Below are 26,302 nucleotides of genomic sequence, written 5' to 3' on the forward strand. Positions count from 1 at the left end.
ATTTAATAAAAATTAAGATTTTTTAGATATTATAGTTCCAATGAAAAGTTAAATGTTCTAATCATTTAAAACTCCTTTCAGATACCGAACCCGTTAATTCGGGATAATATTACAGCCAAGGTTTTTAACTTGGCTTTTTTTATGTTTTATTTACTCTAATTTTTTTCTAATCTTTCCCAACTTACTCTTACAATCCATAGCCACTTCAAAAACCTCTGTTTGAAATATTGCTATATCTGATTGCATTGTTCCTGGTGCACTTGATGGAAAGTCTTTACAAGTTAGTAACTCTTTTGGAACTTTCACTTTTACAATCTTCACTTTCTCTACAATCTTTGGAACTTCTACTGTTTTGGATGAGCTGCCACAAGCTGTTAGTATTATTGATAAGAACATCAGCTGCAGGAGCATCACTATTTTTTTTATCATTTTCTATATCCTTTTTGATTATCAATAGTTCTTTTTGTTGTTTTAACTTCTCTTTGTAATATGTGGTTAACAGTTCTATATTTTTTCTATTCTCTTTTTCTAGTTTCTTTATCTCATTTTCATTTGATCTATTTATCAAAAGAGTTTTATTTAGTGCATCAGCTGTTTTATCTAATGCACTTTGTATCTGTACATTTAAAAGCTCCTTTTGACTTACCACTTTTTCAAGTTTTAGAACATTGTAATACTGATAACCCATAAAAGAAAATACACTTATAACTAAAGCTAAATATATGTAAACATTAAAAGGTATTATCTTCTTAACAATCGCTGATACCATCTTTCTATCCTCTTTACATATGTTATTGTTTCTTTTGAGTGATGCCCAGTAATCTTTGGTAAACACCTAATAATATCTTCATACAATCTTGCGTTATTACAAGCTTTTTGAGCTTTGAGGATATTCCCCAAACCTGCGTTATAACTAGCAGCACCTAGATAGTGCCTATCAAGTATTGGCCTTTTCCATTTCCATTGATTTCTAAGCTTTCGCATATAATATGCGCCTGCAAAGATAGAGTGATAAGTACTAAAAGCACTTATACTCTTTTCATATCCTAGCTCACGCCATATTTGCTTTTTTGTAGCTGGCATGAACTGAGCTAGACCCATAGCACCTACAGGAGATATAGCATTTTTCTTAAGTCTGCTCTCCTGATATAACTGAGCTTTCCAATATCTGTACTTTGGAAAGTCAGACCAATATCTTTTGACAGATTTTTTTATATCTCTATCATACCTTGTATCATATAATGCTGCTGATAAGGATTGACACCCCAATGAACCTAAGACCAATATACAAAGCAAAAGCTTTTGGATCATTTCTAACTCCTTCAAAACTGTTTTTAAAATCAACCTTAGTATATTTATCAAATGCTCTAAGAGCTACGATTAAAACACCAAGTGCAACAAGTACGGCTAATAACTTCAACATGAAGTCAATTAAAATAAAATCATTTAAAATTTCCATTTTTACTCCTTTGAAACTTTAATTCTTGAAATCAATTCTCTTAATGTATCTTGTGTAAAAGAATTAACTTTCAACTTCTTTCTTCTTTCTTCTAACTTATAAATGTATGCGATTGAATGCTCTTTATCAATCACTTTTACACCTGCTAACTCTTTTGCAAGTTGCTTAACATTTGCACGTAGATTATCCCTTGCAGCTTCAAGTATTGAATCATTTAAACAATCTTTCAATTCATCTATCTTCTTTTTGTTTCTTTTTTCTGATACATAAACAATAATCAATAAACCAACTAGTATATGAACACTATAATCTTGTGCTAGGGCAACAACACTTTGGATATTATTAACAGCAATAGTTCCTGAAACCCCAAGCAAGACAAGTAATCCTTGAAAGTCTTTTAATACTGCAGCAACTGTTTTCATTTTTTTACACTCTCCTTTTTCCAAATCTCATAAACTCTATCTTTTAAATACTCTTTACTCATATCAAGATTGTACTTTTCATGAAGTGCTTTTATGATCCATTTGCATTTATCAAACTTCTTATATTTATACTCTTTGATTTGCTCTTTATATGCTTCAAGTTCACACTCTAATCTGTACTTTTTAGAAAACCTATATCTGAAAATATGAAACCAGTTTTGCTTAAACTGTTTTTCATGACAAAGCTCATGATTTAAAATGCCTTTATCTTTAATATATTTTTTTCTAATCTTAATAGTTCCATTACCTATACCAAATAAATTTAGTACAGGTGGAAATAATGGAGGAGTAAAACTTCCCCCTATTCCCTCTTTTAGATTGTCTGTATAGATAATCTTTGCCATTTACACCACCTTTGGATATTTAGATTTAATACTTGTAATTAAGTCAGCCCATTTTGTTGTTCCATTTATTGAGTCTTTAAACTGCATATCAAGTTGTTCTTCAATAGGTGGGTATTCTGATTTTCTAAGCTCTACATATTTTGAAGCTAAGTACTCATTTGTTTTTAATTCTACTTCTTTATCTGCAGGATAAATAGTCTTATTACCCTCAACATATCCTGTACCATTACACTCAGGGCATGTTTCATCATCAATTATTGTGTCACATGTATTACAAGGAATTTTATTTGTAGTTAGTTCCTTGTAGAAGTACTCTTTTAAAAGTACTTTTGCACCTTCTATTTTTCCTTTAGATAAAGCTAGTTCTATATCATCTAACATAATTTAACTCCTACAATTCTTGTTTTAATTTTCTTTCCATTTAGATCTGTTTGTGTTCCATTTGTAAGCTGATCAAACTTATTATTATCTCCATCAAAACTAGATGTAGTTGTGTTATAAGCTAATTCTTTTATAAAGATTTGATAATAGTCTTTTGAAATAGCTGAGAACCATTTAGCAGCTTTTGAATTAGTTGTATTAGCTGTTATTGGTTCATGCATTGGAGTAGTCCCAATAAAAGGCTTCTTGCCAAGTTTTATAAAATTACTTGAATCATAATAAAAAGCACTAAGATTATATGTTCCCTCAAAACCTATATTCATATAATATATTCCATCTTCTCCACTATTATATAAACCATCTAGTGCTAATATTACATCACCATATTTTATATTTTTACTTCCATCCTTTGATGTATATTTTGCACCGATAGAAATAGTTTTAAAAGGTTTTATTTCTAAACTATTTAATTCATTTGCTGTAGATATAAAACCTAAGCTATTTACAATATTTGAGCCTTTATATAGAAAATTACAATTTTGAAATAGCACTTCATTAGATAAGTAGTCAATACTTTTAGGTTGAACTTGAGAAAGGGTATTTTTCCCTTTATATTCCATTACAGCTATTCTTCCTGCTGTGTTGTTTAGTCCTCCCCACAATATATTTAATTCTTTATTTCCATTAAAAGGAGCAGTTAACCATGTATTACCATCATCTGTATAAATTCTTTGAGGTTCATTCTCTAATTTTAATGTTCCTATTGGGTTATAGGTACCATTAATATAAATTGTTTCATCTTGTCCAATTAATAAACTATTAGCAGAAACAATTGAATTACCACACTGAAGCCATTGTTTCCATTCCGTAAGGTAATCATCTTTAGAACCTAAAATATCTGCATGGTTTACACTTCCATATGTTGATATATGTGAAGCTTTTTCGATTGATTCTATTTCAATATATCCACTTGGGTCTGTCCCAAGAATAAGTTCTATATCATTTACATTATCAGTTGATATTAAATCATTTGGTGCGTCTGGACTTTCAATTATTCTCTTTATTGTGAATTCTGCAACAAACAAAGGATTTGTTCCAATAATTCTAACTCTTTCACCAACTTTAAAATTTTTAGATGCTGTTTTATAAGGTAAATAAACATCAACTTTAAGATTAGCTGCAAAATAACAAGTGTTACCAAATCTATTTCCTACTGTATATGTTTCATTTGCTAACTTACAAACTTGACCATTATTAATATAGTATTTTTTTAAGTGTTCTAATTCTAATAAATTACTATGTCTATTAGCTAAAGGTAAGAAATTAAATCCTACACCATTTTCACTATAAATATAAACTTTATCATATGCAAGTTTTAAAGGATGAGATATTGCAACATTTCCAAAGCCTTCACCTGAATGGAATCCATCATTAACACTAACAATACCTTTTACAAATGCAGTATATGAAGTAAGTTCATTTGTTTCATGCCAATACCTAGCACTCATTCCATCATTTACTAAATATCTTGATGTCCCAAATTTATTATAAATAAAATGATAAGCTCCTGCATTTAAACAATTTCCCATTACACCAATAAAAACAAACTCATCTATTCCATCTGTAATAACATTTTGTTTTACTAAAGAATACTCATCATAAACCTCTACAAAGTCATTTACATCAGGAGCTGCTACATTGAATTCTTTATATCCTTTAAAAGTTTGGAAAGTTTTAGTTGTTTTATTAAACAGGATAAAATCTCTTCTTGTTACTTTTGTTCTTTTTTCAAAGTATGGATTTTTTAGAGACATGTTTTCTGTTGTTCCTAAATATAGCCATGCCCCAACTGTATAATTCTCTGTATTTGGGTTCCAATTACTTCCATAATCAAATTCTGACAAATAAAAACCTTCCATTCCTTTTTCATCAGAAGTTAGTTTTTTTACAACTAAACCACTAAATATATTTGAATAACTTGTCAATGAACTTTCAATATCAAACATTTCATTAGTATTTTTAATAGCTTGATAAATTGTATCTTTCTGTCTGATTGAAATATCACAAATCCAAAGATTGTTATTTGCTCCATCCATTCTAATTTTAAAAACGAAATTAGTATCGCTAGAAACAGTATATATATGAGTATGAACACCAATAGAAGTATCTAAATCAAATAGTTTTCCACCTGTTAGTGAGTTAAAAATAGCTCCTCCATTTGAAACATCAGTTATTCTATATGTAAAAACATATGTAATGCCCCCCTTAATCAAAATGCTTTCAGTACTTTGAAAAGCTTCATTAGATGTAGATGTTGTACTAATATGTAAAATACTATCAACTATTTCAAAAGTACCTCCATTTGTGTTATCTTGCCAATTAAGACTACCACTTTTAAAATTTCCATTACTTATTAATTCATTCCCAGTCACAATAAAATCACCTTTGTTGTGAGCTTGTTGACAAATTAATCTATGAACCTTATCATCTAACAGTTCATCTGTACTTGTTGGTGCAAAAGGTTTTTCAGGAAATACAATATCAATATAATCTACTCCAAAATCTATAATCTTATCACCATCAAAAAAACCATTAATCATGTGTGTTTTTAGTCTTAATGTATTTGGAATATTTGTTTTTTCAAATACATCTTCAGGATGAATAAGAGGTTTATGATGATATATAAATCCTGCCTTTTCAAATGTTGCAGCTAACATCTTATTAAACTCTTCATAAGTATATGTAGCCTGTGTTGGTAACTGTAAGTTTTTTACTTCATCTGCTTTCGCAACTGCTGTGTCTCTTGCACTTATTACTTCACTATGTTTACTTGTTACATCTGTATGCTTATTGTTTACATTTGTGTTTTTTGCATTAATATCTGTTGTGACATCATTAATAGCCTCAGCAGTATTATTCATTTCATCAATTCTTAAATTATCTTCTTCAAGTCTTATATCTCTATCTGAACTAAAAGTCTCAGGTCTTTTTCTACTTGGAGTAGTTGTATATTTATTTATTATTGGTATTTGTGTCATTATAAAATTCCTTTCAATGAAAAACTTATTATTGATTCATTATCTTTTTTTGATTCAACTAGAACTGAGAAGTTTTCCCAATATCCAAAATTCAAAAGGTGTTCTAAATTAGAATCCTTACTTTCATCCATCACATACAATATTGGAATAGCATCTAGCTCTTTTGCTTTTCTTCTTAACATTGGTATTTTTGCAGTTTTTGTAATAATCTCATAGCTATCTACATTTATTGCACCTCTATGTTTTAACTTTGCGTAACCAAACTCATTTACATCTTTTTTGCTATAACTTTCTAATCCTAGGTTTACTCCTTTTCCAGTTGCTCCCATATAAAAACTTCGCCCCGACACTAATCTTCCACATGCAGCTTTTGATCCAGGATTATTCAAAGTTACTTTTATCTTTGCATTTGAATAGATTGGAAGTCTTCTATAAATTGCATTGCTTGCAACAAAGTCATTAAACATATATGTGTAATCATCTATTATTTCACTATCATCTATTAAATCAATTGTCTCAGCATAAACAATTTCGTCACTGCTTAAATCAATCATTTCTATTACAGCTTCAATTGCATCAATTGTTAGAAGAGCCAATGAATCATAATTTTTAATTGATATTTCAAAAATTAATGTTTCATCATTTTTTGTTTGAGTACTTGTCTCACCATCAATTGCTGCAAAATAATTAGTTGGTCCTATATTTACCCATACAGGTTTTTGCTTTAGCGAATTTTCACTTGGACTTTCTTCTGTATTTGAATTATCTTCTCCTGCATATTTATATATAAAATGGCCATCTCTTCTCTCATCTCCATATTTATATGAATCGCTAGAACTCCATAATTGTTCATCCTCTGATACATTTATAGAAAGATAATCCGATATTTCATTTTTTATTAAAGTTGCCATTAAACTGCCTCCGTAAGCATTGCTTCACCATTATTTGTAACATTTGATAATATTCGATTCATTTTTTTTAATTCATCAGCTACTACAAAAAGATATTTATCTGACAATCCATTATCTGAATTATTTGATTCAATTGATATTGACTTAACTTCATTGCTTGCTTTTTTTAAATTACCAGATATTAATCCTCTATTTTTTCTTGATTTTTCTAAAAATGAAAACAATGAAGGATAAGCTGTGACCATCCATTTTGGAGCTATCCATTCATTATCATGTGTAATAATTTTTGCTTGTTTATGCCCTGTATGGTCAGGAAGTCCGTGCCCAACTCCTGTATAACCACCTTTAGCATAATATTGGTAAGCAATGTTTGTTGAAGTTGTACCATCTCCATAGCTCTGTGTCCATTCTGTTACTCTTTTAACCTGTAAGTTACGTAAGCTTTTTCCGCCTGCCATTGAAGTAACCGCATTCTTTGTATTATTCGCATTTACTGCTGTAGTTGCAGTATTTGCAGAAATATTAGAAAGACTACTAACATCAAGACCTGTATCAACTGATAGTTCAGGAAATGAAGATGAAATAGAACTTAATGAAATTCCAGTTGAGTTTCCACCCATAAGTTTTTGAATAAAATCAGTAACACTATTTGAATTAGTACCGTTTAAAGCAAGTGTTATTGGTTCTGTATCAAGTTCTACATCAGGTATGTTTATATTACCAACACTTGAATTTACTGTAGAAAGTGCAGCTGTAACACTATTTGTATTTTGTGTTAGATCAACACTCTTAGCTAAATTTGAATTATTGTAATACTCCTGGTCATTAACTGCAGATGTAATATAATTTGTACTTTTAATTAATGAGCTATTAGAGCCAAGTAACTTTTCATTATTAACATTTACACTATCAGCAACATTACTAATGGTAGTCTTTTCATCATCAGTTAATATTCCATCTTCAAACGATTTATTAATACTTGTAAGTAAATCATTCATGCTAGTAAATACATTGTATGCATCTAATGCATTATTTTGAAAAGATGATATTTGATTTCCGACTGTTGCTTGTGCAAATATATAGTCTTGATTAGTTGAATAATTTTCACTATTAAGTACTTGCTCAGTGCTTTCAACGAAAGCTTGAAAACTCTCTTGATACTGTTGTCCAATCTGTACATCTAATGGATTGTTCAATAAGTTTTGTTGTGCTTCTTGCATTTGTTCTAAAGCATCAATATAAGAAAGTGTTTTATTTAGATTTGTATCTTGTGAAAAAACATTTTGCATATAGTCTGCATTTGTTTTAAGACTATTTATAAAAGTATCTTCAAATTGGAAGATAAACTCTTTTATTTCTTCTGTTGCTTCATTGAAAACTGAAACTACTGCTTTTGATTCGTTAACTAGTTTTTCTGTAGTATATGTTTGTTCTTTTATTGTGTAGTTTAGTCCATCTTCTTCGGACATTACATCAATATATTTTTTTGTTGCATCTGTTGCATTTTCTAAGTTGAAAGATAGTAAATCACTAGTATCTTTAATTTTATCAATAATTGAAGAATCAACTTGATAGTCAGTTAATTGGTCATTTATATTATCTATTACATCTGATGCATTACTTGCACTGTCTCCAAAGTCTGGTTTCTCAGAACTAATATCTTGGTTATTATTTCTTATTTCTTTAAATCTTGAATTTACATCTGTAATAAATTTTTGTGCTAAATCAAAACCATCATTTGAAGTAGTAAATAAGTCTTCATAAGCTAATTTTAGATTTTCTGAAGCTAATTCGAAATTCTCTTTTACATAAGCTTCTCTTTCAAGAAGCCCTTCTATTCCAAAATCTACTTTCTCATAATCAACACTAGAAACATAAGAAAAATTAACAAGGCCTGTTGAATTAGCCTGCCCAATAATTGTGTTAATTCCATTAACAACATTGTTGATCATATCTTCAAAACCTTCAACAACATAATTAATAGAAGATTCCATAGATTCTTGAATAAATCTTGATAATGAAGCAGTTACTACTTGAATTCCCCAAAATGATGTTTCTGCTGAATATCTAACTACATTATAACTATCTCCAACTGTTTCCAATACATCATATAATTTACCAAAACCTAAAATAGTTGAATTAATACTTTCAATTATAATATTAGAGTATTCAATACCAATATTTGCATTATTTTCAAATGCTTTTGACATTTCATCATTTACTACAAATACTACAGCTTTAAAGTAGTCATATAATCCTCCATCCATCACTTTCTTTTGATAGATTGTCCAGTTGTCTGACATATTAGAAAGCATACCATTTAGAGTTTTACTTTGTTCTTCCATTGCTCCTGCATACTTACTATTAAAAATAGATTCAAGTGTGCTTTCTATTATGTCGCTATTATTACTAATAATTGTTTGTCTTGCTTCTCCACTTGAGTTGATCCATGAGTATTTAATTTCTTCACCCATTTTTTCAGCTCTAATACCAAACTCTTTAAGTCTTTCATTTTCACCAACTATTGCATCAGCTATTGCTTCTACTGATTGTTGAAGAGGTTTATTCATGGCACTAGATGTATCACCTAATGTTTTAAGTAAACCATTTGTTGGCTCTAATCCATAAGTTCTTAAACTTACAAAACTTTCTGTTACTTGTTTTATTTTATATGGTGTATATTTTGAGAAGTTTTCTATCCACTGCATTGATTGCTCTGTTTTGATAGTACTACCTTCAACAGTTTTTAAAACTGTTTCAAGCTTTTCAAATTCAGAAGATAAATTAATACTTCTTTGAACTTGTTCAAGCCCTTTCATTGCAGTTTGTACAGATATATATGCAGTAGCTAATGATAATACTGTAGTTTTAATATTACCTACTTGCTTTTTCATATAAGAATGAGCCTTATCCGTAGACTTTACAAGATGGCTAGTATCTGCTTTTATGTCAAATATAACTTCTGCTACTGAATATTTACTCATTTCTTATCCTAATCTTTCAAATATAAAATTTTCTAGCTCTTGCCCTTCAAGCATTTTTATGTCTTTTTGTCCTGTAATCATAAAATCTTGAAGTTCTAAGCTCTTTTTTGAATATGGTGCTATAGTTGCTTGTGTCAACATTGCAAGTTGCATTTCAACTCTATCTACTAAGGGTGGATACTTTTCAAAATATTCCATCCATTCATACAGTTCACTTTCACTTATAGTGTTTTCAAGTTCTGAAACTGTTTTTCCTAATTCATGCGCAAGTTTAAAAATAAACTCACGCTGTTCTAGTTTTTTGGCTTATCTAGCTCTTGTATTTGTTCAAAAACTTCAATTGCAAATGGAAGAGCATTATTATCTAGACTTTCAATCTCTTCTAATGTCATCTTTGGTTCAACCATGCCATAAGCAGTAGCTATATATGCAGCTTTGTTATAATCTGATGGAGGAATTTTTGTAACTTTTGAACCTTCAAATTTTGCATTTTTAAGCATCACACCATCAACAACTACTCTTTCAGAAATTGACAACTTTTTAACTTTTATTTGTTCTCCCTCAAAAACTTTTGATTCATAAGTTTTTGTTGAACTTGTAAATTTACTTAAAATATCTTCTTTTTTTAACATCTAAAATCCTTAATTTGCTTTTGTTAATGTTGGTTGTCCTTCCCATTCAGCTGAGAAGTTTGAAATAAGTGCTTTATCATCATTTGTCGGTTTATAAGATGTAAGTTTTACATCTCCACTAATAGTTGTTCCAGCTCCTGCGTCTGTCTTTTTGTTGTTAAACTCAATTTCAAAAGCAACTAGCTCATTTGCATCATAAGCAGCTTCTGCTTCTGCATGAAAACTACCTGCCGTTTCACCATAAGGTAATTGAAAATTAATAGACTCATACTCTTTAAATCCAACATTTAAAAATACTGTATCATCATAGGCAACTTTTTTACTTGTACTTCTTTGACTACCTAATCCGTTAACATCAAATAATGTACTAGTTACAACTTCTGTTCCTCCTGGTCTTGTTAGCTTTACCTTAACTTTTAAAAAACTTTCCATTTTAATACTCCTTAAATTTTATTTGGAATGTGATAATCTCTCTATGCCACTGAGTTTCTTCATCAAAATTATCTTCATAAGTTAATCTTTCTGGCAAATAATCAAATGAATAAAGAGCTTTTTTGACTTTGTATAAAATCGCTTTTAGTTCTGTATAAGATTTTGAAAAAATATCTAGTTGTACTTCTTCTATTTGTCCTACATAACCACCTAAAGAGCCTATATCCCCTCCCTTTGTAAAATATCTACAACATGGTGGATTAGTTTCTTTTGAAACTATATTTGCTTCAATTTTTCCTTGTAGCTCAGGAACATTGTCTTCAATATGTTGCATTAGTTTCTTTATCATCTTTTTGCATCTCCAATGATTTTATTTGCTCTTTTTACAAGATATTTTTTACCTGCTTCATATGCCTCATCATTCTTAGAGGTTGCCGTACTTAAAAAAGGTTTTGGCTGCATATATGCTGTACCTTTCTCTAAAAAAAAGGCTGCATAACCACTTGCTACCTCTCCTTTAATGCTCCATTTTTTACCATCAGATAAAGTAAACCTTTTTCTTTTAACTTTACTAGCTAATGGAACTACTCCATAATGAACTATATTTTTATCTTTACTTCTTTGTTTTTGAATAGTAAGGCTTTCTTTTGTTGAACCTGTATCAACAGGAACATTTTTCTTTGCTTCTTCTAATATGACTTTTGCACCTGCTCTTACCATTCCTGACAATGCCTTTTTTTGAACACTTTGAGGTAACTTTCTTAAAATACTTTCTGCAGTATCAAGTCCTTTTACTTTTACACCAATCATTTCACTAGTTCTCCAACAATAAGTAACTCTCTTTTTCTTCTTGATGGATCAACAACTTCTTTAATGTCATAATTCTCTTTTTCAAAAACTATTCTCATATCAGTTGTAACACCATCTATATATCTAAGACGAAACTTTTTGACTATTTTGTCAGTATATTTACCATTAAAATATTTTTCATTCGAACTTACATGAGATACTTGTGTTCTTGTTTCTACAAATGGTTCAAAAGTTTTTACTTTTTCTTTATATTCATTTGATGTGGTAATTGATTTTTCAATTACTATTACATCTCTCAATGAACCTGCTCTCATTACATTGACCTTATTCTATATCTATCTAAAACACTATCAACATGACCAAGTTTTGTACTTATAGTTCCAAGAACAAGTTCTTCTCTATGTTCATAAAGAGTATTAACTCTTACTTTCAGCCATTGTCTTAACATTGCAGGGAATTTATCTGCAGTTTCATATCCACTTGTAAAAGTGATTTTTACAGCTTGTGGATGAACTTTTAGACCTGGAAGATTTTCAAAGACTAAAGTTCCTACTTCTAACTCTTCATAAAAAAAGTAATTCGCAGTTTCTAATGTTTGATAATTTCCATCTTGGTCCATATACTCAATCTTTGAAACTCCTTGAATAGGATTCTTAGGAAGTCTCATATTTTGAGTAAATTTTGGAAGTGTTAACTCGTAAGTAGCACTTGCAAACTGTCTATTTGTAATATCTTCTGCATCATTTATTGCTGCTTTTATTAAATCGCTCATAACTTTGTCATCATGAGCTCCTACAATATTTGCAAATTCTTTTGCATCTTCTAAAGATAAAATAGCTTCAATAGATTCAGTTGTTGGTGCTACTGTTTGCTTTAACATCTACTTTCCTTTACTCTCTTGTGATAAATCATCTTTTTTACTGTCATTAGAGTTTTCATTTTTTGTACTCTCTTTCTTTGCTAAATCTTCTGCAAGTGCTACATAAGATTTATAGTATGTTGCACCATCACCAAGAGCATGAGTAATCTCATCAATTTGAGCTTGATGATGTTCTCTTTTTTCTTTTAACTCTTTTGCATGAAGAAGTGCAGTTGCTTTTTGTTCATTTTCTTCTTGAAGAAGTTTCTCTTCACTTAATTTTTTAAGATAGTCAGTATAAATTTTTTTATTTGTAGGTTCAGCTAATTCTCTTACTATCATTCTATGTGCGGCATCATCAGTAAATTCTTCTTCTTCGCCTACGGTGAAATCTTTATTTTCACCGCTTATATATGTTAAAAATCTAATTTTCATAATTTAGACCTATGAAGCTGGCATTTTTAATTTTTTTACTGCTTCAGGAAGTACTAATTTACCATCCACTCTTTTATCAATTCTAAATCCAACATGCCCTGTATCTGCATATTTTTCATTTAATCTTTTTAATGTCATAACTTTTCTATCTTTGATGTGATAATAAGAAAAATCACCATAAGCAATAGGAGTTGTATTAGCAGCAATATCAGGCATATACTTATTAATTCTAATTGGCTTATTATCAAAAGTATCTGGGTTTCCATTAAATCCTTGTACCCATAAATATTGGCCGTCTGAACCTTTTAATTTTCTAAGTTTTGCTCTTGTGTTTTTATTCATCATAAGCCATGCATTTCCTTCATAATCTTCATCCAATGAAGCCATAAAGTCAATCATTTCATCTCCAGATATTCCAATAGTAGCTGTTGTTAAACCTGTTTCTGCAGTTACTAAAACCCCTTTTGGTTTTTTTGTTCCATCACCACTAATAAATGCAGCTTCTTCTGCTTTTGTAGTTGACTTTGAAAATTTCATAGCAACATACCCTTCAATAGCTGGAACAGAATCTTCAAGTGCTTCATCTGTAACTTTTACAATTCTTCCTGTTTTCCATGCAGATAATTGAACATTCCCAATTGTTGGATCAGATTCAGGATAAGTTCCTTCTTCATCAATCCACCCATTTTCACCATCATCACCTTCAACTGGAATATTCTCAGTATGAGATGAAAGTGTAACTGTTGCCAAATCTCTAATATAAGATTTTTCAGTAGTTTTTTGGATAATAGTATCTGCGAAAGTCTCTGGAACTAAATACCCACCTTTTGAATCATTTGTTGTTACAAGTGCTCTTGATTCCTCAGGAGTCAATGCTTCATTTCTTGCCATTTTCCAAAAAGCTCTTTTCCCAATATCACTTGAATCTTCATCATCATTATTATCATTAGAAGTTCCATTTTCATATGCAGGATTTGTAGTTTCCTGATTCATGTAACTATTTCTTTTTGATGCTCTTTCTAATCTTTTAATTTGTTTTTCATCTCTCTCGTACTCTTCTTCAATTGAATCGTATCTTTGAGATTCTTCATGTGTTAAACCTTTTTCAGAATCAGCACCATCTAAAATTGCTTGTAATTGTTTAAATCTTTTAGCTTGTAAAGCTCTTAATTGTTCTAATGTCATTTTTGTTAACCTCTTTTTAATAAATTTAATTTTCTTTTATAGAACTCATGTGAGAATCTTTTCTCATCTTCAATATTTTCAGGTTTATTTTTTTCAATTTTAAAGGCTCCTGAATCTGCCCCTTTCCATACAGCTGACAATTCAACAATGTCAAAATCTGTCACTAAAATATGATTTGGTTGATCTTTATATTTTGTTTCTACTATTTCATTAATTCTATATCCAATAGAAACATCTGTTAAGATTCCCTCATCATATTTAAGCTTCACATTTTGAGAATATTCATCGCTGCAATATCTAACATCTGCAAAAAGTTCTTTACCTACTTTTTGTTTATTCTCAATAGCACCAATTGCAGTGTCTACTCTAGGATTATGATCTGTAAAAAAAGTTTTTAAGGCTTCATACTTAGCACCATCTAAAGACAATTCTTCAATAAATATTTCACCTTCCCACCAGTCATATCTTTCACAAGCATTGTTTTCTGAAATTAATACAAATCTGTGATTATTTTCATTTAATTCAGCTTGGTTATCTGCTCTTGATTCTTCATTTGATTTTGGAATTTGCATAACAGATGCATTTCTGTAAAAGACTTGTCCGCAAAGCAACTCTCTAATATTAATCTTCATTACTATTCCCTTCAGTAGTAGTCATATTTAATGGTTGTAAGTATTTTTCACCCCCTGGTATTGGATTCATTTCTTCTTTTGCTCTAATTTCATTAGCATTCATCCATCCTCCATTTCTTGCAACATTGTATGCTTCATATCTTGTTTTAACATCACCTCTTAATAGCCCCTCAACATTAAATTTTGCATAATATTTTTGTTTTTCTGATTTAGTTAATAATTGCTTATTTATTGATTGTTCAATTCTTATAATGTAAGGTTGATATGTATATTTAACTAGCTCTTGAGATTGTTCTTGAATATTATTAAAAGATGATTTTGATAAATCAGCAATCAAGTGAGGAGGAACTCTAAAAATTCCACAAATTTCACTCTTTTGAAATTGTCTTGTTTCTAAATATTGACTATCTCTATTTGAAACTGACATTGTTGCAATTTTCATTCCACCTTCTAAAATTGCAGGAACATGTTTATTTTTGCCACCTTGTGAAATTATCCAGTCTTTTTTGAGTCGTTCATATGCATCGTTTTTAAGTGTTGCTGGGTGTTCTAAAGCAAAATTTGGTGTTGCATCATTTTTAAAAAATCTTGCACCATGTTTTTCACTAGATTTTGCAAGTCCTAAAGTTTCAACTTGATAAGAAATTGGAGAAAGTCCTGTAAATCCATCTAAAGACATACCCATAACTTCAAATATTTCATTTTGTTCAAAGTGTATTGTTTTACCATTGATTTGGTACGTATAGAAAATCGTACCATCTTCAACTCTCCATTTTGTTACATTATTTGGAATAAATGGAATTAATCTAGTTACGTGTCCTAATCTATTTCTTATGATTTGAGCATAGAAATTTCCATATAAGCACAAATGCATAATTGACATTTCCCAAAAAGTGATAGCTGTATTTTCAGTATTTGGTTCAGATTGTAAAATATTGTATAGAGGATGTATTCTTGCTTTTTCTATATTTTCACCCTCTTGTTTATAAAGATGAAGAGGAAGAGAACTTATTCCCTCAGATAGAACTCTAATACATGAAAAAACTGTAGATATTTGCATTGCATTTTGTTTAGTAATTGACTCACCCGATTCTGTTTTATTACTACTAAAAATTTCACTCATTCCTTCTTTGTCAGAGGTTAGAACAGTATTGTTTCTAGTTTCCATAAAAGAATTAAAAAAATTTCTCATTTTTCAACTCCTTCATTAGCAAATATCAAAAATAAAACTACCATCACACAAGACATTATAAGCCCTAAGCCAAGCACATATACAAAAGTTTTAGCATAGAACAAGGCCGTTCCTATACTAAAAACAATCGAAATTAAAACGAATAAGAATAGTAATGCGATTGATAGTTTTATTTTTTTCATGAAGAAAGTTTAATAAATTGCCGACCACTTTTGTGGTCGTTAGCTTTTTTTTTAAAGAAATTTTCAAATTTATCAGTTTAAAGTTAATAAACCTCTACTTTCATAAATACTTGTTTCATCTGTTGCATCAAAGTAAGATAGTGCATTTATTATGGCAGCAGCTCCATCTATTTTATTGTCAGGGTCTTCTTTATCAGGCTTTATATTTCCCCCTGGTCCATTTAGAACTATTAGATTAAATACCATCCAGGTGGTAACTGGGTTTCCATCATGTCTAAATAAATTTAGCTTCACCAGGTCTTTAAAAAACTTTGTTGGAGAGGTAAGAGATAGATAACCTTGAGGTAAATTAGTCAATAACTCTTCATAACCATCTTCTGTAAATCTTTTTACTAGATGTTTAGCTTGAAAGGCATCATAAATAACACCATCACAATAATCAATACTTGGCTTCATATCCTCATAAATAAAATCATAGTCTATAACATCACCAGGTGTTGCATTTATATAACCTTGGTCTACCCAACTTCTAAGAGGTACATTTAGCTGTCTTGCTCTTTCATCGATATTATCATCAGGAATGTAGTAATTCATCTTTGCATAGAAGATTCTACCTATCTTATAAATTCTAGCATTAGCACTAAAGTCATCTGTAATTGAAAGGTCAAAACCTTGTACAAAGTTTTCTTCAATATCTTCTGCTAGTTCCCCAGTTATTAAGTTTTGCCATTTTTCATAAGGTATAAATGCATCAGCTGAGTTAGTCCATATATTCAAGTTCTTTATTTTAAAGTTAGGCAACTTCTCAGGTCTATCTTTTGCTTGTTTAGCTTGTCTTTCCATATAATCTTTTGTTACAGATATTCCATAGTTAGGATTTGCTTTAAACCATGTAAGCTCATCAAAAGGATCATCATCTTTATCAGGTTGTGCAACAAATGCAAAGAAGTTATCATCTTCAATTACACCTTCTAAAACTTTCTGTGCATGGTCATGCATCAGCTTTGCAGGACTTGTAATCTTTTTACCACTTGTAGTGATACTCATCATCAATGGCTGTTCTCTTGCACCTTGACTTGATTCTACAACTTCATATAGTGAATCATCAGGGTGTGCATGATATTCATCTGCAACACCAACTGATACATTTAGTCCATCTTCCGTATCACTATCTCTTCCAAGAGTATCAAAAGTAGTATCTATTTTTTTTAATGTAACTACTCCATATGATGAGTGATAATCTTTTTTTAAATCAGGATGTGCAGCAATCATCTTTTCTATACCATGCCATGCTAATTTAGCTTGTTTCTTTTTTGTAGCAAAGATTACAACTTCGCCACCTATTTCAAATCTAACTAAACTATCTACTATCGTGATAGCCGAGGCTAAAAGTGTTTTACCATTTTTTCTAGGAATAAAAATAAAGATAGTATTAAATCTTCTAACCCATTTCCCATCACTGTTTTTTTGTTCCCATCCAAAAGCAATAGCAATAACTTTCTTTTGCCAATCTTCAAGAATCAATGGTTGTTTAGCCCATTTACCTTTATAGTGTCTTAGGGTTTGAATAAGTTCTACATAAAGCTTACCTAGCTTTTTGTTATATCTAAGATTTGGCTTTTCGGCATTTCTTACTGCTTCTAAATCTCTGTAGTGTCTTTCAAATGTCTTTTCATAGTAACAGTATACTTCTTGACCTTTAAAGAATGCCATCTTGGTCCTCTTCATTTTCACTTGACTTATTAACACTTTCTATTATGTCGTAAATTGTTGTTTGGCCTTCATCCTCTTTTCCTAGATCTAATCCTATTTTCTTTCTTGCTGCTATTGACAATCCAAGCTGTTGAGCAATAGACACTAGACTCTTTTGAAGTGCAAGCATTGCAGTAAAGTTTGGTGACATATACTCTGTGCCTGTTTTCACACTTTTAGAGAGTATACCTCTTGTATTTAGTTCTTGTTCTAGTTCCAAATACCTTTCATAATTCTTAGCATACATCACAATTAGTGGTTCATCAACATTGCTGTACTTGTTCCCAAGTTCATCTTTAAGTTCAATCATCTTTCTAATTGCTATTTTGCCTAGAACTTTCTCATGTGCAGGCTTTTCAGTTCTTTTTTTAGTGGAATTATTGGAAGATTTGGAAACCTTTTTGGAAACCCTATGCGATATGTTCCAACCATCTTGTTTTGCAATTTGAATCAATTTTGTGTGGCTTACATCATGTTCTTTAGCTATTGCACGATATGACTGCTTTGTATTTTCGACTTTATCTTTTGCTAATTCATAGTTTTCCATTATACCCCACCCCTCGAAAATAGAGTTTGTAAAAATTCAAGAGGGGGTTCGGTGTTTAGGCTTTTACTCTGTAGGATTTGAACTACCCCTCCCCTTATGATTTTTACCATCTGTTACCTTCTTCAATTTCTTTTTTATTATGGCAGCTGTTACACATTGGCTGTAAATTATTTAAATCTAATTTTGCACCACCATCTTTGATTGCTTTTTTATGGTCAACCATTTGTGCAGGATGACCACACTCTACACAAAATGGATTTTCACTAAGAACTAAAGCTCTTGTGTTTTTCCATTCTTTGCTATGATAAAACTTATCAAGCTCTTTATTTCTTCTAGTTCTATCATAAGTTTTGTTTCTATCCTTTGTACATTTAGGACATCTTTGCTTTGCATGAGTTTGATTCCAAAACCCATGAATTGGACATATTTTCTTTTTCATTTATAAAATCCTAAAATAGTATTTTTAGTAAGCTTGATTACATGATCATACTCATCTACTTCACCAGGCTTAATCTTTGCACCAACAAATCCATCTTTAAGCAGCTTAATAATCTCATCATCTAATTTCACATAGATATGGCCATGCATATTTTGAATACTTGCTTTTATCTCATAACCTTTTCTAAGTGCAATTGAGAAATAACCTTTGTTTAGTTCGAGCTTCTTCTCAACATAGAATGCAAGCTGATAATCATCCCAGTTCTTAGGAATTGGAAAGTTAGTAAATATATCATTCAAAACTTCTTTTGAGATCTTATGTTTCTTTTCTACTTGCTGCATATAGTCAAGTAAGTTATCAGGAACTTTAGACATTAATCCTCCTTGATTCCAAAGTAATCATTTTTCATAAGCTTAGATACAAGCTCTGCATTTAGTGGAACTTCTTGACCTTTATCGCTTACAAACTTGTTTTCACTTTCGTGATATAAACCTTGATGGGTAATACCTTTAGCATCTTTGAACCATGCTCTTTGAGGTAAGTAACTATCTATCACACCATTTAAAAAACCATCAAAGTGTTTTTCATATCCTGGTGTCATTTCTTCTTTTGCTTTTTTAATAGCAATTTCTAAAAGTTCTAAGTCTGTATGTTTCCATCTTTTTTGAAAAATAGTTAAAGCTCTTTTTTTATTTGATTGTTTAACATCATACAAATTCCAAAGAATACTAAAATTTTTAGGATAGATTGTTTTTGATTTAGAAGAAGCATTTGTCGAATCATTTTCGACATTTATATTAATAAGATTCTTATTAGAATCTTTGTTCAGTTTTTGTTCAGTTGTGTTTTTAGTAGTGTTCAGTTGTGTTTTTGAAAGTTCCGATACTGTCGGTGTTTTATTGGTATTTAACTGTTCAGTTGTGTTTTTAGTAGTGTTCAGTTTTTGTTCAGTTGTATTTGCAACAGAGGTATGGTGTGAATCGTTTTGAATCATCCAATAACTAAAATATCTATCTATTTCATGCTTAAAATCTTTAATCCAGCTATTTACTGTTCCTACAGATTTTCCCCAACTCTTACCATAGAATCGAACAGAGTTAACAGTCTCATTGTGCATATCAAAGTAATACTCCATAAATGCACGAGCTTTATCTCTTTTGCCTGTCTGTTGTAAGTCCTCTATATAATTAGATGGAATAGTAACATAATGTTTTCTAGTTTTAACTTGGGCTTCTTCTTGTCTTGCCATGATTTATCCTCTTAAACTGGTATATTCTTATTTAAAAAATGTTAGGAACTTCTATTTGTTCCTCATCTTGATATGTCTTTGCTTGGCTATTTTCTGCACTATTTTCAAAAACTACTTCTACAGGTATATCCTTATTCCCAAAAAGATTATAAGGACCATTGAAGTAAGTATTTACTGTTCCACTTTGTCCGTCTCTGTTCTTAGGTATAATAAGCTCTGCAGGGTTTACATCTTCTTCCTTTTGATTTCTATCACTTCTTTTATAGTAAGACTCTCTATGAGGAAAGATAACAATATCTGCATCTTCTTCTAATGTTCCAGTCTCTTTGATGTCCGATAACTGAGGTCTGTTTTGTTTTCTATTTGTGATTTCTCTATTTAACTGAGTTAATATAAATAGATGTACTCCAAACTCATCACATATATTTTGTAAAAGCTGCGTACCTTCTGCTATCTCATTTCTTTTTTGAAATGGATTTGGTGTAAGTATCTTTACTTTTCCAACATGATCTATAAGCCATGCTTTGATAGGTCTGTCCTCTTTTTGTGCAGTTCTAAACACTTTCCTAGCTTTTGCAGCTAACTGCTTAAATGTAAGACCTTTTATATCATGTAGTATAAAGTTTTTATTTGCTGCATAGAATCTTAAAGAGTTTTGATATTTAACTAAGTTTTTTACAACACCTCTTTTTAAATCTGATAAACTCTCATGATTTTTACAAGCTATAAGTCTTTTAAGTATATCCTCTGCTTGCATTTCTAAACTATCTACTAGAACTGCACCATCTTTGTTTATTGATATATCTAAGAAATCATTTACAAAGTTACACATTAAACTCGTTTTACCCATCGACGGCCTAGCACCAATTACAGTTGTTTTACCTGGTTCAAATGCTCCTATTAGATTGTTTAGGTAACTAATAGATGTTTTTAAACCTATTGGTCCATTTTGTTCTTGTGCAAGTTTCATTTTTATTTCAAAATCTTTTACAATATCAGCTGTAGTTCTTACTCTATCAAGCTCATTGTCTATTGCATTTAGTTCTTTTTGAACTGTATCAAGCCCATCTGCTGCAGTAACTTCTGTATCGCTTGATAGCTTTTGAACTAATGGAGCAATTTTTAAAAGTTTTCTTTTTTTACTATTTTCTTTTATCTCATCTTGATAAGCTATGATATTTGAAATAGGTGTAGAGGATAATATCTCAACAAGTATTGTTTCATCAAGCTTATTTGCTTTATACTTTTTCTCTAAGAAAGACTCATCTATTGGTAGTTGTTCATAGTGCAGCTCTTGCATAAATGAAAAACATTTTTGATGTCCAAGATGATAAAAATCATCAGCTTTTATTTGTAGTTCTTCAAAAATAGAATTGTCAAATAGAATAGAGCTCAAAAGAGTTCTTTCCATGTTTACCAATAGTTGTGTATCTATCATCTATATATCCATGTAGTATTGTGAAATAGTTGTTTGCTTACTTACATGAAGTTGTTTTGATTTTATTTCATGTCCTGCTTCTTTTAAGTCTGCAACTCTTTGAGCTAATGTCATGCAACCAAAAAGCTCATAGGCATCTTTTGCAGTGATTTTATTTCCATTTTTCATATACTCTAAAATCTTTGCAGATTGACTTGTATTTTTAATTTGTCTTTGTTTTTTAGGGTTTTTACTCATGATGATTACTCCCAATCTTTTGCTTTTTCTGTTTTAAGATGTAGTTTCAAAGTTTGTACAAGTAACTTTTGAGTACATCTTGCTAGTTTTTTTGCTTCATATGTATCTAAGCTTGTATCTTCATCATCAAGTATCTTTGTAGCTTTTTCTGTAAGACTGCCAAGCTCACCCATTGTTTCTAAAACTGCATTTTTAAATTCAGATTCAGAATCATACTTCTCTACTTTTTGAGTAGTGATGATAGGATATGCATACTCACCTATCTCTTGAAGGATAAGTGCTACTTGCCATGATGTAAGATTTGTAGTGTTGAAAGCTTTGTTTACTTGTTCTGCTCCTGTAGGACTATTTGGAAAAAGTAAATCTCCAAAGTAGCAGCTCCAAGTAACACCTTTGTCATTTGCATATGCAATAACACTTGATTTTAGTTTTGCATGAAAATCTTTGTTTTCTTTGATTTGGTTATTATGTTTCACTTTATTTACTCCTAATAAACCTAAATTTGTTTTTGTTCATCTGTTAAACTGTTTTTAATAAAAGACTTTATATCTCTCCATGCATGGATAGGGATTCCATATTCATCCTCCAAAATAAATAGTTTTTTGGCAGGAGGACAAAACTTTCCTTGAAAAATTTTGTCAACAGAGTCTTTTTTATAACCGAGTTTAAGTAATTTTTTTTCCAATTCTGCTCTTTTCATGCATAATGGTATAAAAAGTCCTCTTAATTAAGTCTTAAGCGAGGTATTTAAAATCCTCCTATTAATGGTATTATTTATACCATAAGTTAAAAGGTATATTATGATTGAATTTGATAAGAAAAAATATAAAAATTTAGTACTAAGTAAATATGACAGTTATGAAAACTATGCATATATTCTGACAAATAGATTTGGTTTAGAGAAAAAGAAAGACGCAGTTACAAAATGGGGTCAATTAACAAACACAAATGTTCCCACAGCTAGAGACTTACCAATTGTTGCAAAATCATTAGATTTACAAGTTACAGACTTATATACAAATGCAGAAGAAGTTAGAGAAGAAATCACTAAAGAACAAATAAAAAAGAATCCAAATAAATATGAAGTTTCAAATAGTGAAAATGTTATTAACTTAACTTACTACAAAGATAATTATGTTTGTGCAGGTTCGAACGAGATTGTTAATGAAACTGTAAATACAAAACCTATTTCTTTTGATAGATCATTCCTAGAGGAGCAGCTAGGCAAAATAAACTTTGATAACCTTCATATAGTTAATACTATTGGTAATAGCATGGAACCTACAATTAAAGAGGGCTCTCAACTTGTTGTGAATCCTATTGAAAAAGAATCTGCAATTGTTAATGGTGCAGTTTATACAGTAATTTACTATGGAGCACCTCAGGTTAAAAGGATTCAGCACAACCCTAAAACAAATGAGATCACTTTAATTAGTGATAATAAAGACTATGAAAAAATTAATATTATTTTAGAAGAAGATGCAAATGATTTTAAAATAATTGGAAGAGTAGTAGCACATTTTAATTTTATTTAATTATTCTTTTGTTTTTAAATAACAATTAATCATCCTTTGGTATAATAAATACCATTATATCAAAGGTGGTTAAATGAATACTTCAAACACTTCAATAACCTATAATGGGACTAATTTAAATATCAAATTTAAAACTTTAGACAAACGCACTCGTATAAAAAAATGTATTAATAAAAAGGATGTTTATGGAACTAAAAGAACAATTAAAAAACTTATCGGAAAGAATTAAATCTTTAAAAGACAGTGTAAATACAGAAGAGGCTACAAAACACTCTTTTATTATGCCTTTTATAAGTACTTTAGGATATGACATATTTAATCCGAATGTAGTTATTCCTGAATTTACAGCAGATATAAGTAAAAAAAAGAATGAAAAAGTTGACTATGCTATTATGCATGATGATGATCCTTTGATTTTAATTGAAGCAAAATGTCATACAGAAAACCTTAATCATCATGCAACACAACTAGAAAGATATTTTACAGTTACAGAAAGTAAATTTGCAATCTTAACAAATGGTATTGAATATAAAATTTTTACAGATTTAGAGAAACCAAATAGAATGGATGAAGTACCTTTCTTTAGTTTCAATCTTCTAGAACTTAAAGATAGAGATATTAAAGAAATTTCTAAATTTAAAAGTGAAAACTTTAATATTGAAAACATTGTTAAAAGTGCAGGGAATAAAAAATATATATCTGGTATCAAAAGTATTTTTAAAGAAGAAGTTAAAAACCCTTCTGATGATTTTGCAAGATTTTTTGCTTCGAAATTATCTGATAAGGTTTTAAGACAAAATGTTATTGATGAATTCAAAGGATATTCTAAAATTGCATTTTCTGAAATAGTTTCAGATATGGCTCAAGAAAAGATTAATTCTTTAAAATCAAAACTTAGTGTTGAAATCTCAAGCGATGATGAAAAAGAAGTTGAGGATACTCCTGATGATGGAATTGTTACAACAGAAGAAGAGCTACAAGGCTTCTTTATTGTGAAATCAATATTAGCAGAAAATATAAACTTAGATAGAATACATGCAAGAGATACAAAAAGTTACTTTGGAGTACTTTTGGATAATAATAATAGAAAATGGATTTGTAGACTTCTTTTTAATACAAAACAAAAATATTTATCTATACATATTGAAGATAAAAAAGAAGAGAAAATAGCATTAGACAAAATTGAAGACATTTATAACTATAAAGAACAGCTTCAAAAAGTAATTCAAAGACTAGACTCATAATAACAATACCTCCTGCAGAAAAAAGGCTAAGTGTTTTCACTTAGCCTTTTTTTTATTTTCAAAAATTAAAACAGATTAAAAATACTTTCATTTTTTTCAATAAAAGGATTATTTATACCTTTATTAAGTTTATTTTAAGAGGATTAATAATACCATTTCAACATAGCTTATCAAAAACAGCTATTAAGTTCTTTTAAAACATATTGTTAAACCCTTGAAATATAAGGATGAAAATCAAAGCATTCTTATATGTATATATACAAGAAGTAGAATATATAAAGGTATCAATCGCCCTGGTGGTTAAAGATTGATTTGAGTTTATTGAGGTATGTGCACGGTACCAAGAAAAGAAAAACTGTGTAACTATATATAAGACTATAATTTGATACAATATTATATTAAAAAAAAGGTCTTATTCATGAATAAAAAAAACTATAATTTTATTTTAATTTTTTCTTTACCGTTCATAATTGGAGCATGTACAACAGGCTATTATCAAAATAAAATTGATAAATATAATGCTTTTGAAATTGCAAGTAAAATTGAATCTAATTACAATAAAGACTTAACAAGTAAAAATATAGAGAAATTCCATTCTGTCTTTATTAAATATGATTCAGTAAAAGCAGATAGACATATAGTTAAATCAAAGATTTCTATATATAATGCTAATAAGCTTGATAATATAGCTACATTTAGAGAAGACTTTATAAAAAGCATTTGTAGAGAGTCTGAAACAAAGGCAATATTTAATAAAGGTGTTGCTTATGATTTTAATATATCTTTTGATAATGGTATAAAAAATACAAATTTATTTATTGATAAAGATTTATGTGAGGTATTCTAAGTTTAAATACTTATATTCAAGTCATTTAGTTTGAAATGATTAGATGATTTGATAGTGAGTATAAAATTTAAGATTGGATTATATTATCTGAAAGGGTGGCAAGAACTTGTGGTGTTAGTTCTTGCCTAGTCATCACTAGTGACCACTAACCGCCTTGTAGAAATAAACAGCTCCAAGAGTTGTATATGCCGCAGCGATTATTAAAGTTGGGATATTAAAATTTATCCCTAAAAAAACGTTAATCATTGTAAATCCTTCTAGATGATTAAATAGATTAAACCCTAAAGGGAACCAGTATAAAAAAGAGCATATGGCACTGACCTACATTTCCACATCTGAAAGATGCAGTATTATCAGCGATGAAGTGCTTGACTTCTAGGTTCGGAATGGTTCTAGGTATTTCCACTTCTCTATAAGCACCATATTTTAAGCAAAAAAAAACTCAAGTATTTTAATACTTGAGTTTCTTTGCTCTTTTCTTATACTGACGATTAACAATTTTTTAGTTCAAAATAAAATATCCATAAAAAGGGTTCACCACAAACCCAAAGGATAATTATGAACTAACAGATAAACAGTTAATTCAACAAAACAACTTGTAAAGTTATCTCTATGAATAAACGATATATCTCTTTTTTGTATCTGTACTGTATCAAAGAAACTATCCTTTGTCAATAGTTTTATTATATTACTATAATAAAATTATACTATTTCGCTGTTTTGTAACTGTTTGTAACTGTTTGTAACCGTATGTAATCGTTCAATATAGTTCAAACAAGTACAAATTGCAAATACTTACACCAAAGAGCAATAACTAATATATCAACCAACCTTTAGAGGAGGAAGTACTTATATTTATTATTTTGTATGTGAAAAAGTTTTGCAATAGACAAATGTCATGATCTATTGGAACTTGGTGTTAATTGCTCTTTGATGTGAGTATCAAATAAGGAGATAAATGAATAACTTAAATATTTTGATTTATGCAATCCCTGCAGTTATTGTTTGTGGATTGCTGCTTAAAAAAGAATGGAACATAAGAAACAAAAACAAAAA

General features: G+C 29.8%; 32 protein-coding genes and 1 rRNA gene. 3 read left to right on the forward strand and 30 right to left on the reverse strand.

Translation table 11 applies throughout. The features are described 5' to 3' along the window. Positions 1-274: 274 nt before the first annotated feature. The 29 genes from NJU99_RS08870 to NJU99_RS09010 form a co-directional block, all read right to left on the reverse strand. On the reverse strand, positions 275-769 hold the full coding sequence (locus NJU99_RS08870; RefSeq protein WP_254575560.1) for a hypothetical protein: 495 nt from the start codon (positions 767-769) through the stop codon (positions 275-277). Beyond that, positions 742-1,269, reverse strand: coding sequence for a transglycosylase SLT domain-containing protein (locus NJU99_RS08875; RefSeq protein ID WP_254575561.1), 528 nt, complete (start codon positions 1,267-1,269; stop codon positions 742-744). The genes NJU99_RS08870 and NJU99_RS08875 overlap by 28 nt, the downstream gene beginning before the upstream one ends. Continuing rightward, a complete protein-coding gene (locus NJU99_RS08880) occupies positions 1,235-1,459 on the reverse strand; it encodes a hypothetical protein (RefSeq protein ID WP_254575562.1) in 225 nt (74 codons plus the stop codon). Before NJU99_RS08880 ends, NJU99_RS08875 begins: the two co-directional genes overlap by 35 nt. Before the next feature lie 2 nt (positions 1,460-1,461). Beyond that, a complete protein-coding gene (locus NJU99_RS08885; RefSeq protein ID WP_254575563.1) occupies positions 1,462-1,881 on the reverse strand; it encodes a hypothetical protein in 420 nt (139 codons plus the stop codon). Next, complete coding sequence (locus NJU99_RS08890) at positions 1,878-2,285, reverse strand: hypothetical protein (RefSeq protein ID WP_254575564.1); 408 nt, start codon at positions 2,283-2,285, stop codon at positions 1,878-1,880. The genes NJU99_RS08885 and NJU99_RS08890 overlap by 4 nt, the downstream gene beginning before the upstream one ends. Next, positions 2,286-2,666, reverse strand: a complete 381-nt coding sequence (locus NJU99_RS08895; protein WP_254575565.1) for a hypothetical protein — start codon at positions 2,664-2,666, stop codon at positions 2,286-2,288. Continuing rightward, positions 2,660-5,704, reverse strand: a complete 3,045-nt coding sequence (locus NJU99_RS08900; RefSeq protein WP_254575566.1) for a hypothetical protein — start codon at positions 5,702-5,704, stop codon at positions 2,660-2,662. Before NJU99_RS08900 ends, NJU99_RS08895 begins: the two co-directional genes overlap by 7 nt. Further along, complete coding sequence (locus NJU99_RS08905; protein WP_254575567.1) at positions 5,704-6,615, reverse strand: hypothetical protein; 912 nt, start codon at positions 6,613-6,615, stop codon at positions 5,704-5,706. The genes NJU99_RS08900 and NJU99_RS08905 overlap by 1 nt, the downstream gene beginning before the upstream one ends. Beyond that, a complete protein-coding gene (locus NJU99_RS08910; protein WP_254575568.1) occupies positions 6,615-9,599 on the reverse strand; it encodes a tape measure protein in 2,985 nt (994 codons plus the stop codon). Before NJU99_RS08910 ends, NJU99_RS08905 begins: the two co-directional genes overlap by 1 nt. A 3-nt stretch (positions 9,600-9,602) precedes the next feature. Next, positions 9,603-9,878 (reverse strand): phage tail assembly protein T, encoded by a 276-nt coding sequence (locus tag NJU99_RS08915; RefSeq protein ID WP_429726354.1) that lies wholly within the window; start codon positions 9,876-9,878, stop codon positions 9,603-9,605. Between the two features lie 14 nt (positions 9,879-9,892). After that, entirely contained in the window at positions 9,893-10,231 is a 339-nt protein-coding gene (locus tag NJU99_RS08920; protein ID WP_254575570.1) for a hypothetical protein, read from the reverse strand. Positions 10,232-10,240: 9 nt separating this feature from the next. Beyond that, positions 10,241-10,663: a hypothetical protein gene (locus NJU99_RS08925; RefSeq protein WP_254575571.1), complete on the reverse strand. Its 423-nt coding sequence runs from the start codon at positions 10,661-10,663 to the stop codon at positions 10,241-10,243. 1 nt (position 10,664) lies between these two features. Then, positions 10,665-11,012, reverse strand: coding sequence for a hypothetical protein (locus NJU99_RS08930; RefSeq protein WP_254575572.1), 348 nt, complete (start codon positions 11,010-11,012; stop codon positions 10,665-10,667). Further along, positions 11,009-11,473: an HK97-gp10 family putative phage morphogenesis protein gene (locus NJU99_RS08935; RefSeq protein ID WP_254575573.1), complete on the reverse strand. Its 465-nt coding sequence runs from the start codon at positions 11,471-11,473 to the stop codon at positions 11,009-11,011. The genes NJU99_RS08930 and NJU99_RS08935 overlap by 4 nt, the downstream gene beginning before the upstream one ends. Then, positions 11,470-11,787 (reverse strand): phage head closure protein, encoded by a 318-nt coding sequence (locus NJU99_RS08940; RefSeq protein ID WP_254575574.1) that lies wholly within the window; start codon positions 11,785-11,787, stop codon positions 11,470-11,472. The genes NJU99_RS08935 and NJU99_RS08940 overlap by 4 nt, the downstream gene beginning before the upstream one ends. Further along, positions 11,787-12,353, reverse strand: a complete 567-nt coding sequence (locus tag NJU99_RS08945) for a head-tail connector protein (protein WP_254575575.1) — start codon at positions 12,351-12,353, stop codon at positions 11,787-11,789. Before NJU99_RS08945 ends, NJU99_RS08940 begins: the two co-directional genes overlap by 1 nt. Further along, positions 12,354-12,767: a hypothetical protein gene (locus NJU99_RS08950; protein WP_254575576.1), complete on the reverse strand. Its 414-nt coding sequence runs from the start codon at positions 12,765-12,767 to the stop codon at positions 12,354-12,356. Between the two features lie 9 nt (positions 12,768-12,776). Further along, positions 12,777-13,952, reverse strand: a complete 1,176-nt coding sequence (locus tag NJU99_RS08955) for a phage major capsid protein (RefSeq protein ID WP_254575577.1) — start codon at positions 13,950-13,952, stop codon at positions 12,777-12,779. Positions 13,953-13,957: 5 nt separating this feature from the next. Further along, a complete protein-coding gene (locus NJU99_RS08960; RefSeq protein ID WP_254575578.1) occupies positions 13,958-14,584 on the reverse strand; it encodes a peptidase in 627 nt (208 codons plus the stop codon). After that, positions 14,574-15,776 carry a phage portal protein gene (locus NJU99_RS08965; protein WP_254575579.1) on the reverse strand — a complete coding sequence of 401 codons (1,203 nt, stop codon included), beginning with the start codon at positions 15,774-15,776 and terminating at the stop codon, positions 14,574-14,576. The genes NJU99_RS08960 and NJU99_RS08965 overlap by 11 nt, the downstream gene beginning before the upstream one ends. Positions 15,777-16,030: 254 nt before the next feature. Further along, positions 16,031-17,671: a terminase large subunit gene (locus tag NJU99_RS08970; RefSeq protein ID WP_254575580.1), complete on the reverse strand. Its 1,641-nt coding sequence runs from the start codon at positions 17,669-17,671 to the stop codon at positions 16,031-16,033. Next, complete coding sequence (locus NJU99_RS08975; protein ID WP_254575581.1) at positions 17,658-18,257, reverse strand: P27 family phage terminase small subunit; 600 nt, start codon at positions 18,255-18,257, stop codon at positions 17,658-17,660. The genes NJU99_RS08970 and NJU99_RS08975 overlap by 14 nt, the downstream gene beginning before the upstream one ends. A 103-nt stretch (positions 18,258-18,360) precedes the next feature. Then, positions 18,361-18,696 carry an HNH endonuclease gene (locus NJU99_RS08980; RefSeq protein WP_254575582.1) on the reverse strand — a complete coding sequence of 112 codons (336 nt, stop codon included), beginning with the start codon at positions 18,694-18,696 and terminating at the stop codon, positions 18,361-18,363. Then, positions 18,693-19,070 carry a hypothetical protein gene (locus NJU99_RS08985; protein WP_254575583.1) on the reverse strand — a complete coding sequence of 126 codons (378 nt, stop codon included), beginning with the start codon at positions 19,068-19,070 and terminating at the stop codon, positions 18,693-18,695. The genes NJU99_RS08980 and NJU99_RS08985 overlap by 4 nt, the downstream gene beginning before the upstream one ends. After that, on the reverse strand, positions 19,070-19,945 hold the full coding sequence (locus NJU99_RS08990) for a hypothetical protein (protein WP_254575584.1): 876 nt from the start codon (positions 19,943-19,945) through the stop codon (positions 19,070-19,072). Before NJU99_RS08990 ends, NJU99_RS08985 begins: the two co-directional genes overlap by 1 nt. Before the next feature lie 31 nt (positions 19,946-19,976). Then, on the reverse strand, positions 19,977-21,383 hold the full coding sequence (locus NJU99_RS08995) for a DnaB-like helicase C-terminal domain-containing protein (RefSeq protein ID WP_254575585.1): 1,407 nt from the start codon (positions 21,381-21,383) through the stop codon (positions 19,977-19,979). Continuing rightward, positions 21,384-21,620: a helix-turn-helix domain-containing protein gene (locus tag NJU99_RS09000; RefSeq protein ID WP_254575586.1), complete on the reverse strand. Its 237-nt coding sequence runs from the start codon at positions 21,618-21,620 to the stop codon at positions 21,384-21,386. 5 nt (positions 21,621-21,625) lie between these two features. Then, a complete protein-coding gene (locus tag NJU99_RS09005) occupies positions 21,626-22,096 on the reverse strand; it encodes a hypothetical protein (RefSeq protein ID WP_254575587.1) in 471 nt (156 codons plus the stop codon). A gap of 20 nt (positions 22,097-22,116) precedes the next feature. Continuing rightward, positions 22,117-22,305, reverse strand: coding sequence for a hypothetical protein (locus tag NJU99_RS09010; protein ID WP_254575588.1), 189 nt, complete (start codon positions 22,303-22,305; stop codon positions 22,117-22,119). A 115-nt stretch (positions 22,306-22,420) separates the two neighbouring features. Between NJU99_RS09010 and NJU99_RS09015 the strand changes: the two genes are divergently transcribed. The 3 genes from NJU99_RS09015 (at position 22,421) to NJU99_RS09025 (ending at position 25,246) form a co-directional block, all read left to right on the forward strand. Beyond that, entirely contained in the window at positions 22,421-23,155 is a 735-nt protein-coding gene (locus NJU99_RS09015; protein ID WP_254575589.1) for a S24 family peptidase, read from the forward strand. Positions 23,156-23,340: 185 nt separating this feature from the next. After that, positions 23,341-24,399 (forward strand): type I restriction endonuclease, encoded by a 1,059-nt coding sequence (locus NJU99_RS09020; protein WP_254575590.1) that lies wholly within the window; start codon positions 23,341-23,343, stop codon positions 24,397-24,399. A gap of 418 nt (positions 24,400-24,817) precedes the next feature. Further along, positions 24,818-25,246 carry a hypothetical protein gene (locus NJU99_RS09025; protein ID WP_254575591.1) on the forward strand — a complete coding sequence of 143 codons (429 nt, stop codon included), beginning with the start codon at positions 24,818-24,820 and terminating at the stop codon, positions 25,244-25,246. 308 nt (positions 25,247-25,554) lie between these two features. On the opposite strand, the gene rrf is transcribed toward NJU99_RS09025, so the two are convergent. Next, positions 25,555-25,670 (reverse strand): 5S ribosomal RNA (rrf, locus tag NJU99_RS09030). Positions 25,671-26,302: the final 632 nt, after the last annotated feature.

The organism is Arcobacter roscoffensis, from assembly GCF_024267655.1.
Taxonomy (GTDB): domain Bacteria; phylum Campylobacterota; class Campylobacteria; order Campylobacterales; family Arcobacteraceae; genus Arcobacter_B; species Arcobacter_B roscoffensis.